We start from the raw sequence: 16,941 nt of genomic DNA, 5'->3' as shown, positions 1-16,941 counted from the left end.
CTTGGAGACGGCAGAACGTGAACGAAGGCGAGGCCAACGCTAGGTCGACAAAAAACGGGGCTCAACCGGCAAAGGACACTCCCGAAGACACGATGCGCCCGGCGCCGGAAGAAACGCGCCGGAACTGGGCAGGGCTTTCGGGAAAGCTCCTCATCCTGACGATCGTGTTCGTGATGCTGAGCGAGGTCATGATCTATGTCCCGTCCATTGCCAATTTCCGCAATAACTGGCTCAACGAACGCCTGACGACGGCAGGCGTCGCCGCTTCCGTTCTGACCGAGACGAACACGCTTGCCCCCCGCCTGCAGGAAGAACTCCTGCGGGCGACGGGCGCGGTTGCAATTTCGCTCGACGAGGGCGATCGCCGACGCCTGATCGCGCGAAGCGATGCCCCGCTGGAGATCGGCAGCACGGCGGATATGAGCGCGATGTCGCCGCCGCGCGCAATCCGGGAGAGCTTTGAAATCCTGCTTGGAGACGGCGGCGGGCTTATGCGCGTTATCGGCCGAAGCCAGATGGGCTCCGGTGCGCGAGTGGACATGGTTTTGCCGGAAAAACTGCTTCGCGACGACATGCTTGCGTTTTCCGTGCGAATTCTGGGGCTCTCGCTGTTCATTTCCGCGATTACGGCGACGCTCGTCTATCTTTCGCTTCGGTGGCTTTTCCTGAGGCCGATGCAGCGCCTCACAAGTTCGATGGCCCGCTTTGCCGAGGCGCCGGACGACGCTTCGCGGATTATAGTGCCCTCCGGCCGAAAGGACGAACTGGGCGATGCCGAAACCCGCCTGGAGGCGATGCAGCGCGCGCTAAAGGATACGCTCAACCAGCAGCAACATCTCGCGGACCTTGGCCTTGCGGTTTCCAAAATCAATCATGACCTGAGAAACCTGCTCGCGTCGGCGCAACTCTTTTCCGAAAGGCTCGAGGCAAGCCCTGACCCGACCGCGAAGCGAATCGCTCCGAAGATCATCGCGGCGCTCGACCGGGCAATCGGCTACACGCAGTCGGTCCTTGCCTATGGCAGTACGCGCGAAGCGCCGCCACAACGCAGGCTGGTGCGCTTGAGGCGCGTGGTGGACGATGTCGGAGACGTTCTGGGCCTGACAACGCACGAAACCATTCGCTTCGAAAATCTGGTCGGCGACGAAGTCGAGATCGATGCCGATCCGGATCAGATGTTCAGGGTTTTGATGAACCTGTCGCGCAACGCAATGCAGGCTTTGGAAGCGAAGAGCGATCCGGCGCTTGTCTGCCGCATCGCAATCGAGGCGGAGCGCGAGGGAGGCGTTGTCTCCATCAACGTCAGCGACACCGGGCCGGGCATACCGGAGAGGGTCAAGGCATCTCTTTTCCGTCCGTTCCAGGCTTCGACGAAACGCGGCGGGACGGGCCTTGGATTGGCGATCGCGGCGGAACTCGTGCGCTCTCATGGCGGCGCTATCCGGCTGGTGGATGCGAATGGGCCGGGCACGGCATTCGAGATCGTCGTGCCCGATCGTGCCGTGGACCTGGAGCAATGGCGCGCGAGAGCGAAGCGGCAGCGAGCTTCGTGATCGTTTCCGCCTCTCGCGCAAACCGCTCAGGGCGCTTTTTCAACAGGCTTGCTTGTCAGCGAAAAATTCCGGACGACGCCCTTGCATTCGCTGAAATAGCAGAGTAGAGGTAGCGCCCTGTTCGGGAGCGTTTCAAACGCGAAACGCGGCACGAATAAGCTTATGATTTCAAAATAGGCTTATCGCTGCAAGCCCGATCCATATAAGCACCGGTAGCTCAGCTGGATAGAGCACCAGACTACGAATCTGGGGGTCGGGAGTTCGAATCTTCCCCGGTGCGCCATACCTCCCTGAATTTTAAAAGATTTACGAAGAGCCTCAAAACGGGGCTTGGCACTTTGTCTCAAGGTTTGACACTCGACGTTCTGGAGACGTTCGGCGGCGCACCGATGCCTTCGCGCGCAAGTTTCTCCTGATCGGCGCCGCGTGTGTAGTGTTCCACCACCGCAAGCCGCCGGTGGCCGGTGGTCGCGGCGATGACCTTCGAGCCCTTGCCGGCTTCGGCGACGAGCGTTGCGTGTATCGTGCGCAGGCCGTGCAGTGTGCAGCCCTTGAGCTTCATCCGCGCACAAGCCGTTTCCTTTTTCTTCGAGATCGTCGATCGGGCGTAAGGCGCCACGAGGCTTTGTGTGTCCTGGCGATTCATTTTGATGCCGAAGAGGAAGAGCAGCCAATTTCAGGAAGGCAAGTCGTCAAACCGGTGATGGCCGGAGTGACCGCGTCGTTTCTCGCCAAATATCATCCGGATGTTCTCATATCGGATGACAGTTCCTTCGGTTGGCAGGTTCGTAAGGCTCCTCCCTGAAACAGCAATAATTCGATTGTAGACAATATGTATATTTTAAGACTACAAATCATGGACAGGCATTTCCCCGAAGCTGGAAACTTCGAGCTATTCTCTGGCGCCCATTTTTTCGGCGGGGCCGTCAGCCAGGAGGGCGCAGGTGAGCGACGACACCAGGAGCAAAAAGGCGATCTGCCTGGAGGATCTGCGGAAGCGGATCCTCACGCAGGAGTTGGAGCCTGGCAGCTATCTCGACGAGACCCGGCTTGCGGAAGCCTATCGGATCTCCCGCCCGCCGCTGCGCGAGGTGCTGCGGCAACTCGCGGGCGACGGCTTTGTCGTGCTCTACGAAAATCGCGGCGCGCAGGTCGCGCCGATGACGCACAAGACGCTCAGGAATTTTTTCGTCGCGGCGCCGATGATCTATGCCGCGGTGACGCGGTTGGCCGCCGAACACGCGAAACCGAGCCAGATCATGCGGCTAAAGGATACGCAGCTGCTGTTTCGCGCCGCGATCCGCGATGGCGATACGGCCGAACGCGCGCTGATGAACGAGCGTTTTCACGCGATCATCGGAGAGATGGCGGACAACGAGTATCTGGCGCCGAGCCTGCGCCGGCTGCTGATCGACCACACCCGGATCGGCATGACGTTCTATAGCCCGCGAAACCGGGCGCTTGCCGAACAGCGCGCTGTCGCCGCCGACCAGCACGATCGGCTCATCGAACTGATTGAGGCGGGCGACGCGGATACCGCTGCAGAGCTGGCCGTCGCGCATTGGGAACTTTCGCGCGCAGAGATCGAAAGCTTCGTCACCCCTGCAGGCTTACGCATTCCGCTAGGCAGCGTGCCGGGTATCCAGGACAAGAGGGAAGCGCAATGAAATTCGAAGGCATATACACGCCCGTCATCACGCCGCATCGTGAGGACGGCGCCATCGACCGCGACGCATTCGCCGCGATGATCGAGTTTCTGATCGCCTCGGGCGTTAACGGCATCATCAACGGTGGTTCGACCGGAGAATATTACGCCCAGTCCATGGAAGAGCGAGTCGAAATGGCGGCGCTCTCCAAAGAGATAATCGGGGGCAGGGTGCCGTTGATCATCGGCACCATTGCAATCCGGTTGCCGGATTCGATCAAGATGGCCGAGACGGCGGCCAAAATCGGCGCAGATGCCATCCTTGTCGGGTCTCCGCCCTATTCCGTGCCGACGGAGCGCGAAAATGCGCTGAATGCGCTCGCCATCGACCAGGCCGCGGACCTGCCGATCATGCTCTACAACTATCCGGGTCGGATGGGCGTCAACATGGGCGAAGAGTTTCTCGACCGCGTCGGCCCCAGCCGCAACTTCCGCGCCATCAAGGAAAGTTCGGGCGACATCAACCGCGTGCATCTTCTGGCGTGCGACTATCCGCATATCCAGATGTCCTGCGGCATGGACGATCAGGCGCTGGAGTTCTTTGCCTGGGGTGCCCGCAGTTGGGTGTGCGGTGGATCGAACTTCCTGCCGGCCGAGCATATGGCCCTATGGAGGGCTTGTGCCGTTGAAGGCAATTTCGACAAGGGACGCCGGATCATGTCTGCGATGATGCCGCTGATGCGGGTCCTCGAACAGGGCGGAAAGTTCATCCAATGCATCAAGCATGGCTGCGAGCTGAACGGCCATCGCGCCGGCCCGCCGCGCCCGCCGCTCAAGCCCCTCGACGAGGACGAAAAGCGTTCGCTTGAACAGGTCGTGCGCGTTCTACAGCAAACCGTTGCCGCCATCGATGCCGAATCCACGTCCGACACGAGGGCTGCCGAATGACCGATCTACCGGCTGCGGGAGAGCGCAAGCGGGCACCGACCCGCCTGGCCAAACCGATGAAGCGTGAGTGCCGCGAGCTTGCGGCCATGGAAAGCCTCGGCAGCGGCAAGACGATCTGGCTCGATCTCAGCGACGGTAGTGACGAGGCCGTGGATTGAGCCGCTATTGCGCCCGACGCCTGCCGGTCCAGCAAGGGCCGGCAGCCTGGAACGCGATACTTGCGCCGCAAGCGCAGGCGCGGCAGCTTGAAAGTGACCGGACCGCCGATTTCGTGATTGTCGGCGGCGGCTTTGCCGGGCTTTCCGCGGCACGCAGGCTGACACAGTTGCAGCCCGGCGCGCGCATAACGGTACTCGAGGCCGGACGCCTGGCCGAAGGGGCGGCCGGGCGAAATTCCGGCTTTATGATCGACCTGCCGCATAATCTGAACTCGCACGATTATGCCGGCGCGGGCGAAGACCGGACGATGATCGATCTCAACCGTCAGGCGATCGGTTTCGCCCGTGAGGCTGTCGAGGAATACGGAATCGATACCCGCTATTTCGATCCGGCCGGAAAGGTGAACGGTGCCGCGAGCGCGATGGCGCAGGCCCATAACGAAAGCTATGCCCGCCATCTCGCCTCACTAGGAGAGGCCAGCGAAATGCTGGATCCCGGGCAGATGTATGAGCTGACGGGATCGCGTCACTATATCTCGGGCCTGTTCACGCCGGGAACGGTGATGCTGCAGCCGGCAGGCTATATTCGGGGAGTGGGGACCGGGCTTGCGGCGCGCGGGGTCGAAATCTTCGAGAACAGCCCCGTCGTCGGCTTTGAACGGCAGGGCGGCGCATGGCGGGTTGCAACCCGAAAAGGGAGCATCAGCACCTCGCGGGTGATCCTGACGGTGAACGGACATCTGGAGAGCTTCGGCATCGAGCGGGGGCGACTGGTGCAACTCTTCCTCTATGCGGTGATGACGGCCGAACTGGACGATGCTGCGCTGGCAAGGATCGGCGGGAAGCCGCGCTGGGGGATCACCCCTTCGGATCCGATGGGAACGACCGTGCGCAAGATCGACAAGGGGCAGGGCGGCAGCCGCATCTTGACGCGCACTTGCGCCACCGTGCGGCCGAACGCCCTGCCGTCGAAGGCGGAGATGGCGCGAGCCGCCAAAGTCATGCAACGCAAGTTCGACCGGCGCTTTCCGCAGCTGGCGGGAATGCGCATGGAATATGCCTGGGCGGGGCACCTTTGCCTAAGCCTTAACGGCGTAGCGGTCATGCGCAAGATTGAAGAGGGCGTATATTCCGGCTGTGTTCAAAACGGCCTCGGCACCACCCGTGGTACGTTGACCGGCATCGGCGCGGCAGAGCTTGCCTGCGGGCAAACCAGCGCCATCACCGAGCACTTCACGAATGAGGCGGGTCCCAGGCGCCTGCCGCCACAGCCGTTTCAGCAGATCGGCGCCAATGCGCTACTGCGCTGGAAAGAGTGGCGCGCCGGGGAAGAGTGACACGGCGAAATCTGGCGTCAAAAAATGGAGAGAATGCGCCTGATCTCATTTTGGAATGCTTCGGGGCGGGTATTGCTGGCGCTTCGTCATAACTCCAATGCGGCCTTCCTTCCCTTGAAGAAGGCGTAGGGCACCTGGCGCGGGGCGACGCAATACCCCACGCATCGTTCGGTCGGAATGCCGCCTTCGGCCATATTGGCTGTGTGTGCGCCGAAGACGATCCTGTTCCTGAGTTTTCGCCGGCCCGGATCAAGAGGCGGAAAGAGCTTCGACGTCGGAACTTCCCTGAAAACGCGGCGGGTGAGGGGAGTGCACGCCAGTCCTCAAGATATCGCGCGAGTTGGCATCCCGCCGCCGCTACGCGGAATAGCCGTGGCGCGCGAAGAAGCGGTCGAGTTCTCTTTGCTCCGGCGCTTGACCGGTGAAAATTTCCACGTATTCAGGGATGCGTTTCATGCGCACGGAAATGTCTTCCTCCGTTTGCATCGAGATGTATCCGATCTGAACAAGGTAGATCGTGCGTGCACGGACATCGGCGCGGCTTTCGTCTTGCCCGAATTTCACGAACATTTGGGTGAGGGCGTCCAAGCGTTTCCGATCGGCCTTTTGAACCTCGGCCAGTAATTCGGAGGATTGGAGAGCCCAGCTCCTGACCGCGAATTCGAATCTTGAATCGAACAGCTCGCCGTCCAGCCAGCAATCGAAGACGTTCAGCATCGCCTCCGCGATCGTTTCGGCGTAGGCGCCGGCCCGGTTGACCAGGTTGCCCGTGTTTTTTTCTCGCCACCGCGCGAGCAGGGCTTCAAGCAGTTCCTCCCTGTCCTTGAAGAACCAGTAGAAGCTTGTGCGGGACAGGCCGAGCTTTTTCGCCAGTGGCAGGATCTTGACGGCATCGACACCGCCGAGCAACAGCGCCTCGTATGCCGCGCTCAGCCAGACATCCGCAGATCCACGCCAGCCGCTATCGTTCGAAGACTGCTCCATGACATTGTTTCATATTTTAAATGTACACATACGTCAATTAGAAGTGCCATTATGATCATTAAATTGACATAAGTGTACATTTTCCCTTATTCTTCGCTCACTCATCCGGATTGGAGCGCGATGGATGTCGAAAGATCCTCTTCTTCAGCCTTTTCAGCTCAAGCACCTTACGCTGCGCAATCGCATCATCGTGACGGCGCATGAGCCTGCGTACCCGGAAGACGGGATGCCGAAGGAGCGGTACCGCGCCTATCATGCCGAGCGGGCAAGGGGGGGCGTGGCCATGACGATGACCGCCGGCTCCGCAGCTGTTTCGAAGGACAGTCCGCCGGTCTTCAACAACCTTCTCGTCTACAAGGACGAGGTGGTGCCGTGGATAAAGGAATTGACGGACGCGGTGCACGAAGAGGGCGCTGCGATCATGATCCAGCTTACCCATCTCGGCCGCCGCACGCGCTGGGACAAGGGGTTCTGGCTGCCGGTCTTATCCCCCTCCCATCACCGGGAAGCGGCTCACCGCGCATTTCCCAAGAAGATGGAAGACTGGGACATCGAGCGGATCATCAAGGATTACGCAGATGCCGCCGAACGCATGAAGGCCGGCGGCATGGACGGTATCGAACTGCAGGCCTACGGCCACCTCATGGACCAGTTCTGGTCTCCCCTGACGAACGAACTCGAAGGTCCTTACGGCGGCTCGCTCGACAACAGGCTGCGCTTCGCCTTCGACGTGCTGAAGGAAATCCGCAAGCGTGTCGGTCCCGATTTCATCGTCGGCATCCGCTACACGGGCGACGAAATGCTCGAAGGCGGCCTGACCCGGGAGGACGGGCTGGAAATCTCCAGGCGCCTCAAGGACAGCGGCATGGTGGATTTCCTGAACGTCGTCAGGGGGCATATCGATACCGACGCCGGCCTCACCGACGTGATCCCGATTCAGGGCATGGCCAACTCCCCGCATCTGGATTTCGCGGGCGAAGTTCGCGCAGCCACAAACTTCCCGACCTTTCATGCCGCGAAGATCCCGGACGTGGCGACCGCGCGCCATGCGATCGCAAGCGGAAAGCTCGATATGGTCGGCATGACCCGCGCGCACATGACGGACCCGCATATCGTTCGCAAGATCATGGAGAGGCGGGAGGACGAGATCCGCCCTTGCGTCGGAGCGAACTACTGTCTGGACCGCATCTACCAGGGTGGCGCCGCCTACTGTATCCACAACGCGGCGACCGGGCGCGAGCTTTCCATGCCGCACACCGTTTCTAGGGCGGAAAAGCGCAAGAAGGTCGTCATCGTCGGTGCGGGACCGGCCGGAATGGAGGCGGCACGGGTTGCAGGGGAGCGCGGACACGACGTCGTCGTCTTCGAAGCCGCAGGCGATCCCGGCGGGCAAATCCGCCTGACCGCGCAAAGTCCGCGCCGCAAGGAGATGATCAGCATCATCGACTGGCGCATGGCGCAGTGTGAGAAGCACGGGGTGGCCTTCCGCTTCAGCACCTGGGCCGAGGCCGGCGCCGTCAGGGAGGAAAAGCCCGACGTCGTCATCATCGCCACGGGCGGAATGCCGCATACCGAGGTGCTGTCAAAGGGCAATGAACTCGTCGTTTCATCCTGGGATATCATCTCCGCAGACGTGAAGCCGGGGACCGACGTTCTCGTCTACGACGACGCCGGCGATCATGCGGGGCTGCAGGCCGCTGAAATCCTTGCGAACGCCGGAGCCAGGGTCGAGATCATGACGCCCGACCGCGCGTTCGCGCCCGAGGTCATGGCCATGAATCTTGTGCCGTACATGCGCTCGCTTCAAAAACTGGATGTCACCTTCACGGTTACTTACCGCCTTGATGGGGTAGAGAAGGACGGCAATCACCTGATTGCCCATGTCGGCAGCGACTATGGCGGTATTGCCAGGAAAAGAACGTTCGACCAGGTGGTTATCAACCACGGGACCATCCCGCTGGATGAACTCTACTTCGAACTCAAGCCGGCCTCCTCGAACCTCGGTGAGATATCGCATGAAGACCTGATCGCCGGTATGCCGCAGTCGGTCGTCCGTAACCCGGACGGTGAATTCCAGCTTTTCCGGATCGGAGACGCCGTCTCCGCGCGCAACACGCATGCGGCGATCTACGATGCGCTGCGCCTTCTCAAGGATATTTAATCTTCAGGCGAGTTGCGCCCTTATCATGAGTGGAAGTCGGTTCTTGGAGTTTCCGTCGATGAGAATGTGCCCTGCCGCCGTAAACGTCATATCCGGAGAAGTATCATTCCCCTTTATGCTTATCGAAATGTCTGTTTTGATGTATCGCCTTTATTGCTGACAAAATTTCGGTAACGTTCTTCGACGTCGACAAGTATTTTCCGTCCAAAGAGCAAATCAGTTCTTTGTTGAAGGCGGTAGGTTTTCCATCTTCCGTAATTTCGATAAGGGAAGGCTTTTCAGGCAGGCGAAATATTGCGGCTGCCAAGTAGGGCGAAGTAGGGCCAATTACGCAGGTGGCGTTTGCCACGGATTCGACGATATCGCCAAGCTTCGCTTGATCGGGGTCGATAAATCGAACCTCGTGCGCGTCGAAGAGTTTCTCCTTCCGAAGTTCTTCGACGAATTCGGATTCTGGAAATGACTCATGTCTGGAAAGCATGAAAACAACTGAATTTTCAGTGGCGGCACTAATATCGAACGTATTTCTCATCCGCTGGGAAGTTTTCAGGATTACCGCCTTGGACGGTATCTGAAAATCCAGCTCATATATCTTGTCTGCTTTCACAAACTCCCGCTGCCAAGTCATCAAAGTTGCTCCCGGCAAGAAATAACCGGCTTCGAGCGCATCCTGCATATGGGGCAATGCGCCGATCTTCAGGCTTACGAAAAGTGGTGTTCCTTCCGGTATTCCGGAAAGTTCAAACAAGGTTCTATTAGCAAAAACGACCAGGCACAATGTCCGGAAATCGGCGGGCAACGCATGATTGACTGCTACGATGGAGTCAAAAGCGCGCCCTTTCTTTTTAAGTATTGCCGGGATGCTCGGAATTTGAGGTCGGAAAAACTCTTTCCTCATTCGCGGTCGGTTTTTCAGGATTCTAAACTTTTGTAGTATTTCTCCGGAATTGCATTCCACTCCAAGCTCCCCTTCATAGGTATATAAAATAAATTCCGAAATATACTCTAGGTTTCCGGCGTTGGCGGATAATTCGAATTTCCGCTTATTCTTTCGAATATCGCCTTCCAGTGCGTTTGAAAATAGTCCATTGGCAAAACGGAATATTTTATCCATTAGATCAGACATATATATTCGCCAGGCCGTTTGAATTTCTATCGGATTACAGAAAGCGCCATTCCAGCTTTATTTATAAGTCCATGACCTGGCGCGCGGCAGATGGGCGGAGCTGATAATCGGTACGTTACGGAAACAACGTAAAGCCGCCAAGACGTTTTCGGCAAGTCGGCGCTTATTGTCGAACGCGATAATGAAGTGCAGGCATCCGTGACCTTACCCTCGCGGAGGGACGCGGCGAGGACAATTCCGCAAACGGCATTTTCGACGCGATCGAGGTCGAAAAAGGTTCTTCAGAATTCTCCTAAGCCGATATTCCGGGGCGGTGCGAGCAGGCGGGCGACGGAGTGGCGATCACTCCCGATGAGGGCACTCGATAACGCCGCGTGACGTCGATCCGGCGCACTGACCGCCGACGGCTTCCGCTTCCAAGCCTGACCGGTCGATCATGGAAGGGACGCGGGAGACGGAACGGCGCTCCAGCACGGGCTGGCCTGCCGATCATACGCCAATGCGGGCGGGCGGGGATAAGCTGCCAGCGTCGCTTTTTCCCGCGACTGTTTTTCAAACGAGCCGCCGGGAGCTCTGGGTCACTTCCCGCCGGCCGCCTCCGAGCGGCATTCGAAATCGGGAAACGGATGCAGGCAACGCGCCTTGCGCCGGGCGCCGGAAACCGATGCAAGATCCGGCGCTCTCGTGGCGCAATCCTCGTGGGCCCAGGGGCAGCGCGGGTGAAACTCGCACCCCTTGGGCCGGGCGAGCAACGACGGCACTTCCCCCTTCAAGGCGATGCGGGTGAGCCTCGCGTCCGGATCGGGTTCCGGATTGGCGGCGAGCAGCGCGCGCGTATAGGGGTGGGCGGGGTTTGCGAACACTTCCTCCACGGGACCAGTCTCGATCAGCCGGCCGAGATACATCACGCCGATCCGGTCCGCCACGTGACGGATAATATTGAGATTATGGGTGATGATGAGGATGGCGAGCCCAAGTTCGCCGCGTAGCTTGTTCAAAAGCGTCAGTATTTCGCCCTGAACGGAAACATCGAGGCCCGCGGTCGGCTCGTCCGCGAGAAGGAGCGCGGGGTCAAGGGCGAGCGCCCGGGCGACACCGACGCGCCGGGCCTGTCCGCCCGAAAGCTGGTGCGGATAGCGGTCGAGAAACTCCTGCGACAGCCCGGCGGCGGCGAGCAGTTTCCGCGCCTTTCGTTCCGGCTCTCCAATGGCGATCCCGTGGATGCGGAAAGGCTCGAGGATGAGGTTGCGCACCGTCATTCGCGGACTGAGCGAGCCGACCGGATCCTGAAACATCATCGCCGTTTGCCTGCGCACGGCAGTCCAGTCCGGCTTGTCATGCAAAGGTTCGCCGGAAATCCATGCCTTGCCTTCGGCGATCGGCGTCAGGCCGTTGATCGCGCGCGCAAGCGTCGTCTTGCCGGAACCGCTTTCGCCAACGATGGCGAGGCACTCTCCCGGTTCGATCTCCAGCGACACGCCCGCCACCGCGTCGAAGGTCTGTTTCTCGCGACCGGCGAGGAGGCTCCTGATCCCCCTTGCAGCGGAGAAACGGACATGGAGGCCTTCGAGCTTCAGCAGCGGTCCGCTCATCGCATGGCCTCCGCGAAGTGGCACGTTGCCCAATGCCCGGGCGCGGTATCGATGCGAGGCGGCTGCGTCGCGCCGCATCCGGCATCGGCTTTCGTACATCGATCGGCGAATATGCAGCCCGGCGGCGGCGCGGTCAGATCCGGCAGGCTGCCCGGTATGGAGGGAAGCGTTTGCCTGCGTTCCCTGATCCGGCCCGGATCGCAGTCGAGCAGGGCCTTCGTGTATGGGTGGGCGGGTGCGTGGAAGATGTCGCGAACCCCGCCTTCCTCGACAGCGCTGCCGGCATACATGACGACGACGCGCTGACACAGTTCGGCGATCACGCCAAGGTGGTGGGAGATGAAAAGGATCGCGCAGCCGATCTCGCCTTGAAGCTCCTGCAGAAGCTCGATGATCTGCACCTCGAGCGTCGCATCCAGCGCCGTCGTCGGTTCATCGGCGATCAAAAGCTTCGGATTCATCATCAGCGCCATGGCGATCGCCACGCGCTGGCGCATCCCGCCGGACAACTCGTGCGGGTAGGAATCCATGCGGCTTGCCGGATCGGGGATGCGCACGCGCGCGAGCATGTCGACCGCCCGCTCGCGCCTGGCCGCGCGCGACAGCGCTTCGCGATGCTGAATATCGATCATCTGCCGGCCGATGGTGAGTACCGGATTGAGCCCCGTCATCGGATCCTGGAAGACGACCGAAACGTCACGACCGCGGCGCAGGCGCATTTCCGCATCGCTCAAGGAAAGCAGGTCCGTTCCGTCCAGAACGATCTCGCCCCCGGGCACTTCCGCGTTTTCGGCGAGCAGCCGCAACACGGCCGAGATCAACGTCGACTTTCCGCAGCCGGATTCGCCGACGAGCCCGACGACCTCGCCGTCGGGCACGAGAAGATCGACATTGCGAAGCGCATGAAGCCTGCCGGCACGGGTATGATAGTCGACCGACAGGTCACGGATATCGAGAGCTGCCTTCACCGCTCTTTCCTCAGCTTCGGATCGAGAACGTCACGCAGGGATTCGCCCAGAAACGTAAAGCCGAGCGTGACCAGAACGAGAGGGATGCCACCGGAAACGATGAGCCAGGGCGTGTTGCGGATGTAGTCGAAACCGTCCTTCAGCGTCGCTCCCCAACTCGGCGTACCCGGCGCCACGCCGACGCCGAGAAAGCTCATGCCGGCCTCTATCGTGATGACGACGGGCAGGTTGATCGCGGCGAGAATGAAGAAGGGGCCGAGCACGTTCGGCAGGATGTGCATGAAAAGGATCCGCGCCGGCGAAGCGCCCATGGCGCGTTCGGCGTCGATGAACTCCTGCGCACTGAGAGCCTGTGTCTGCGTTCGCGCGACGCGGCCGTATTCGCTGAATGTGGTGAGGACGACCACGAGGATCACCGTGCCGAGACCCGGCGGCAGCAACGCGCCGAGCGCGAGTGCCAGAATGATGGTCGGATAGGCGCGCAGCGTGTCGAAAAGAAAGAGGATCGCGTTGTCCAGCCAGCGCGGCCCGAAGCCTGCGACCATGCCGAGCATCAGCCCGATCAACGCGGCGAGACCGACGGAGGTGAGCCCGACGAAGAGCGCGATGCGCGCGCCGAAGAGAAGGCGGGAGAACGTATCGCGGCCGAGATTGTCGGTGCCCAACAGGTGAACGAACGAGGGCGGTGCGAACCGTTCGCGTACGTTGAGCGCCTTGTAGTCATAAGGGGCGATGGCATCGGCGAAGACAGCGCACAGCACGAGCAGCGCGATGATCGTGACGGCGGCCACGGCGAGGGGATCGGACATGAGCCGGCCGACAGCCGTGTATTTGAAGGAGCTGCGTTCTGCGATGCTCATGATTTCTTCGACGTCCTGAGGCGTGGATCGAGCATGGCGTTCACCAGATCGGCCGCCAGCGTGCACATCACGAAAAAGGCGATCGCGACCAGCATGGAGCCCATGACGACCGGATAATTGCGGCTGATGACGGATTCGTAGATCAGCCGGCCGATGCCGGGCCGCGCGAAGACGATCTCGGCGAAAACGGCGCTCGACAGCAGGCCGCCGACACCCACGCCCAGCACGGAAACCGCCGGCAGGACGGCAATGCGCAGGGCGTATCGGTAGATGATCTTGTGGGGGGGAAGCCCGAAGGCGCGCGCCGTGCGGATATGGTTTTCGCCCATAACCTCAAGCATGGAAGCGCGCACGATGCGCGCGATATAGCCGACCCATGCCAGGCCGATGGCGAATGACGGCAGGACGAGATGGTGGATCCGGTCCGCGAGATCGCCGTGCTCGCCCGCCCCGATCGCCGGAAACCAGTTCAGGACGACCGCGAAGATCAGGAGGCTCCAGAGCGCGACGACGAAGGAGGGAGCGGCAAGCATTGCGACCGACAAAACGCCGGTCACGCGGTCGACCAGCGAGTTGCGGCAGGCGGCGGAAAAAGCGCCGAGCAGGATGCCGAGTGCCGCCGACCAGCCGATGGAGGCGAGCACCAGTATCAAGGTGTTGGGAAGCGCGGCGAAAACCGGCGTCGCGACCGGACGGTTGCGCAAGACGTCCTCGCCGAGGTCCCCACTGAAGATGCGGCCCCAGAACTGGAGGATCTGGACGGGAACGGGGTTGTTCAGGCCCAGGCGTTCGGAAAATACGGCGCGCATTTCATCCGTAGCGCGCGGACCCAGAAAGACCGTCGTCGGGTCTCCGGGCAAGGTGATCATCAACGCGTAAAGAACGGAGATGGCAACCAGGAGGATCGCGAGCCCAAGCGCCACGCGTTGAATAATGTATCGACCCATCGCCGCTTTCCGCTTGAACCTTTCGTCCGGTTGAACAGCCCGGGCGGCATGAACCGTCCGGGCTGCCTCATCATGCCTTGGCGAAGAACTGGATCAGCGGCTGCGAATCCGGGCGCAGCGCCGGCTTGATGGCCGTGCTGTAGAGATTGGGCGCCGCTTCGTGGGTGATGAAGCGATAGGCCCCGGACTCTTCCATGATGTCCTGCATGCGCTTGTACATGCGGTCCCGTTCGGCAACGTCGGTTTCCGCCTTAGCTTCCTCGTGCAGGCGGTCGAACTCCTCGTTGGAGAAGCGCTCCCAGTTCCACTTTCCGATCTGCTCCGTGGTGAACCATGCGGTCGCGTAATAGGGATCGGGCGTCATCGAGAAACGGTTGAGCACAAGTTCCAGCGATTTCCAGCGGTCGCCGTCACCTTCGTTGCCAAGGGTCCAGAAGGAGCCGGATTCATGCACGCCGATCGACAGGTTGATGCCGACCTCCGCAAGCGTGGCCTGGATCACCTGGGCTGCCGTCGTCCATGTGGACTTGTTCAGCACGTCGAGCTTCAGGTCGAGCGTATCGACGCCGGCTTCGTCCAGAAGCGCCCGGGCCTTGGCGAAATCGGCGCTCGGGGCGACGAGGCTTTCCTCCCGGTGGCCGATGAGGCCCGGCGCGATGATGCCGGTGGAGGCATCCGCGACGTCGAAATAGGCCGCTTCCAGGATCGACGGAACGTCGATGGCATGCTGGATCGCCTGGCGCACGCGAATGTCCTTCAGCTTGGGGCTCTCCATGTTCATGCCCACCCAAACGTAATAGAGGGAGGGGTGTTCGGAGAGCTTCGCGTTTTCAGGTGGATTTTCGCGCAGCCTTTCAATCGAGCCGAGGCCGACGCGCGTGAAATCCAGGTCTCCCGCCTCGAAAGCGATTTCGGCGGTCGCCTCGTCGTCGATCAGGAAGATCTGAACCTTCTCGAAATCGGGCTTCGGCCCCGAAAACTCGGGATTGCGTTCCAGGACCCAGCGGTCTCCCGGACGATGTTCGGCGACGCGGTACGGCCCGGCGACCGTCGGCGGCACGGCATCGGTGATGCGCTTGCCATGGCCGATGGCCTTCTTGCAGACGATGGTGCCGGCGAGATACGGCAGGGCGATCGACCAGATCGGAGCGAACGGAGTGCCGAGCCTGATCACGCCGGAATGGGTGCCGGTCACATCGACCCCGGTCAGCGAACCGAGGTCCGGCTTGATGGCGGACTCCATTTCAGGGTCGATGATCCGCTCAAGCGAGAATTTTACGTCTTCGGCGGTGATTTCGCCGAAGCCGTCCGACCACATCTGGCCTTTCTTGAGCACGAAGGCGATTTCGGTCGGGGAGGTTTGCTCGATGGATTCGACCAGGTCCGGCTGCCAGCCCCATTCGTTGCCCGGCGTGTACTGGATCAGCTTGCGGTAGATCGCACCGTAGAGCATTTCCTCGCCGAAACCGGAAGCATCGACAGGATCGAAATTATCGGCCTCGGTATAGGTGCGGATGTTGAGCGTATTGCCCGCTGCCCAGACCTTGATCGGCATGGCCGCCAGAGCGCCAAGGCCCGCGGCGCCCGCAAGGAAACGGCGCCGCGTCGTGCTTGCGGCGGTGAAGGGATCGAATTTCGCCGTCATTGATATTGTCTCCCGGGAATCTGCAAAGTGCCGGCGAACGCTTGTCGGTTCGCCTGAGCGGCATTTTCGAGTGAAGGCGTGAGGGGAAGTATCAGGAAGCGCATTGCCGCCGACAATGGCGCGGCGGGCGGGTCCGTTTCGCGGTTTGGCGCGACATTGGCGTCAGTATGCGTCAGGGAAGCAGCTCATATGCCTTCAGGATGTCGGAGTGTTCCAGCTCACGCGCGGAAATGACACGCCGGACATAAGGAGGCAGGCCGGGGTCGTCGGCGGTGAACACGCCGGTCTGCTCAAGCATCTCGCGCCGCTTCGGCGCCTCGCCGAGATATTCCAGAAAAAGGCGTGCGGTAAAGGGCGCGCGTGCCGAACGCCCCTGCACGCCGAGGGTCAGCCCGGAAAGAAACTTCAGTTCCCGCCCCTGCGCCGGATAAAGCAGGGTTTGCGACAGCGAGGTCTGATTGCTGGCGTTATAATCGACGATCGTGATGCGGTCGCCCAGAAACAGGGCGATGCCGAGATAGTGCGAATAATGCGAGCGCCCCATGGGGCTTGCCTCGGACTGGATTCTCTCGGTCAGGCGCGAGTACCAGATGCCGTTGCGTTCGTGCAGGCGAAGCAGCGAGCGGCGGATGCAGCCCGGCCGCGATGGCGTGTAATAATAGTAGAAATAGTAGCCGCGATAACGCTCCAGCGCGCGTTCGGAGGATTCGATCATCGCATTGAGGGCGGGCGCCGCGGGACCGAGCGCGCGAACCATGTTCTGCGTTTTCGGCGTGACGGCGACGATCGACGCGAACTGGCCGTGCGGCATCATGATCTCGTCGATCGCGACGCCGAAATAGTCGCAAATCCTTCTCAGGTTGCGGTCGGACGGGCGGGCCGAGGCGTTCAGGTATTTCGTGAACTGCTGCCGGTTGATGCCAAGATCGCGACAGACCTGGGAGATGGACGGCGTATAGCTGCAAAGAAGGCGCAGGTTGCGCGCAAGATCGGTTGCCATGGCCGCATACTACCTTG

The 16,941-nt window shown here is 60.9% G+C and carries 15 protein-coding genes and 1 tRNA gene; 7 read left to right on the top strand and 9 right to left on the bottom strand.

Annotated elements, in window-relative coordinates:
• Positions 1–17 precede the first annotated feature (17 nt).
• Together GR183_RS15795 and GR183_RS15790 are read left to right on the top strand one after the other, a co-directional pair.
• On the top strand, positions 18–1,553 hold the full coding sequence (locus GR183_RS15795) for a sensor histidine kinase (protein ID WP_312846840.1): 1,536 nt from the start codon (positions 18–20) through the stop codon (positions 1,551–1,553).
• Between the two features lie 206 nt (positions 1,554–1,759).
• Positions 1,760–1,836: transfer RNA gene (locus tag GR183_RS15790), tRNA-Arg, on the top strand.
• 60 nt (positions 1,837–1,896) lie between these two features.
• On the opposite strand, the gene GR183_RS15785 is transcribed toward GR183_RS15790, so the two are convergent.
• The gene (locus GR183_RS15785) at positions 1,897–2,199 is read right to left on the bottom strand and encodes a tyrosine-type recombinase/integrase (RefSeq protein WP_160776613.1); all 303 of its coding nucleotides are present in this window, start codon (positions 2,197–2,199) and stop codon (positions 1,897–1,899) included.
• Between the two features lie 298 nt (positions 2,200–2,497).
• Between GR183_RS15785 and GR183_RS15780 the strand changes: the two genes are divergently transcribed.
• From GR183_RS15780 to GR183_RS15765, 4 genes are read left to right on the top strand one after another with little or no spacing between them, the layout of a single operon-like run.
• The gene (locus GR183_RS15780) at positions 2,498–3,220 is read left to right on the top strand and encodes a GntR family transcriptional regulator (RefSeq protein ID WP_160776612.1); all 723 of its coding nucleotides are present in this window, start codon (positions 2,498–2,500) and stop codon (positions 3,218–3,220) included.
• Positions 3,217–4,146, top strand: coding sequence for a dihydrodipicolinate synthase family protein (locus GR183_RS15775; RefSeq protein ID WP_160776611.1), 930 nt, complete (start codon positions 3,217–3,219; stop codon positions 4,144–4,146). The genes GR183_RS15780 and GR183_RS15775 overlap by 4 nt, the downstream gene beginning before the upstream one ends.
• Positions 4,143–4,304, top strand: a complete 162-nt coding sequence (locus GR183_RS15770; RefSeq protein WP_160776610.1) for a hypothetical protein — start codon at positions 4,143–4,145, stop codon at positions 4,302–4,304. The genes GR183_RS15775 and GR183_RS15770 overlap by 4 nt, the downstream gene beginning before the upstream one ends.
• Positions 4,301–5,641, top strand: coding sequence for an NAD(P)/FAD-dependent oxidoreductase (locus GR183_RS15765; RefSeq protein WP_160776609.1), 1,341 nt, complete (start codon positions 4,301–4,303; stop codon positions 5,639–5,641). The genes GR183_RS15770 and GR183_RS15765 overlap by 4 nt, the downstream gene beginning before the upstream one ends.
• Before the next feature lie 357 nt (positions 5,642–5,998).
• Here the strand turns inward: GR183_RS15765 and GR183_RS15760 are convergent, their stop codons facing one another.
• The gene (locus tag GR183_RS15760) at positions 5,999–6,625 is read right to left on the bottom strand and encodes a TetR/AcrR family transcriptional regulator (protein ID WP_160776608.1); all 627 of its coding nucleotides are present in this window, start codon (positions 6,623–6,625) and stop codon (positions 5,999–6,001) included.
• A gap of 124 nt (positions 6,626–6,749) precedes the next feature.
• On the opposite strand from GR183_RS15760, the gene GR183_RS15755 reads away from it, so the two are divergent.
• The gene (locus GR183_RS15755) at positions 6,750–8,786 is read left to right on the top strand and encodes an NADH:flavin oxidoreductase (protein ID WP_160776607.1); all 2,037 of its coding nucleotides are present in this window, start codon (positions 6,750–6,752) and stop codon (positions 8,784–8,786) included.
• 103 nt (positions 8,787–8,889) lie between these two features.
• Here GR183_RS15755 and GR183_RS15750 read toward each other — a convergent pair whose 3' ends face one another.
• From GR183_RS15750 to GR183_RS15720, 7 genes are all read right to left on the bottom strand, one after another.
• Positions 8,890–9,912, bottom strand: a complete 1,023-nt coding sequence (locus GR183_RS15750; protein ID WP_160776606.1) for a glycosyltransferase 61 family protein — start codon at positions 9,910–9,912, stop codon at positions 8,890–8,892.
• 578 nt (positions 9,913–10,490) lie between these two features.
• A complete protein-coding gene (locus GR183_RS15745; protein WP_160776605.1) occupies positions 10,491–11,504 on the bottom strand; it encodes an oligopeptide/dipeptide ABC transporter ATP-binding protein in 1,014 nt (337 codons plus the stop codon).
• On the bottom strand, positions 11,501–12,472 hold the full coding sequence (locus tag GR183_RS15740) for an ABC transporter ATP-binding protein (protein WP_160776604.1): 972 nt from the start codon (positions 12,470–12,472) through the stop codon (positions 11,501–11,503). Before GR183_RS15740 ends, GR183_RS15745 begins: the two co-directional genes overlap by 4 nt.
• Entirely contained in the window at positions 12,469–13,332 is an 864-nt protein-coding gene (locus GR183_RS15735) for an ABC transporter permease (RefSeq protein ID WP_202396126.1), read from the bottom strand. Before GR183_RS15735 ends, GR183_RS15740 begins: the two co-directional genes overlap by 4 nt.
• A complete protein-coding gene (locus tag GR183_RS15730) occupies positions 13,329–14,279 on the bottom strand; it encodes an ABC transporter permease (protein WP_160776603.1) in 951 nt (316 codons plus the stop codon). The genes GR183_RS15735 and GR183_RS15730 overlap by 4 nt, the downstream gene beginning before the upstream one ends.
• 70 nt (positions 14,280–14,349) lie before the next feature.
• Positions 14,350–15,924: an ABC transporter substrate-binding protein gene (locus GR183_RS15725; protein ID WP_160776602.1), complete on the bottom strand. Its 1,575-nt coding sequence runs from the start codon at positions 15,922–15,924 to the stop codon at positions 14,350–14,352.
• 172 nt (positions 15,925–16,096) lie between these two features.
• Positions 16,097–16,924 carry a helix-turn-helix domain-containing protein gene (locus GR183_RS15720; RefSeq protein ID WP_160776601.1) on the bottom strand — a complete coding sequence of 276 codons (828 nt, stop codon included), beginning with the start codon at positions 16,922–16,924 and terminating at the stop codon, positions 16,097–16,099.
• Between the last annotated feature and the right edge of the window lie 17 nt (positions 16,925–16,941).

It is taken from the genome of Stappia sediminis, assembly GCF_009826895.1.
Classification (GTDB): domain Bacteria; phylum Pseudomonadota; class Alphaproteobacteria; order Rhizobiales; family Stappiaceae; genus Hongsoonwoonella; species Hongsoonwoonella sediminis.
This window is presented reverse-complemented; position numbering and strand designations above follow the sequence as displayed.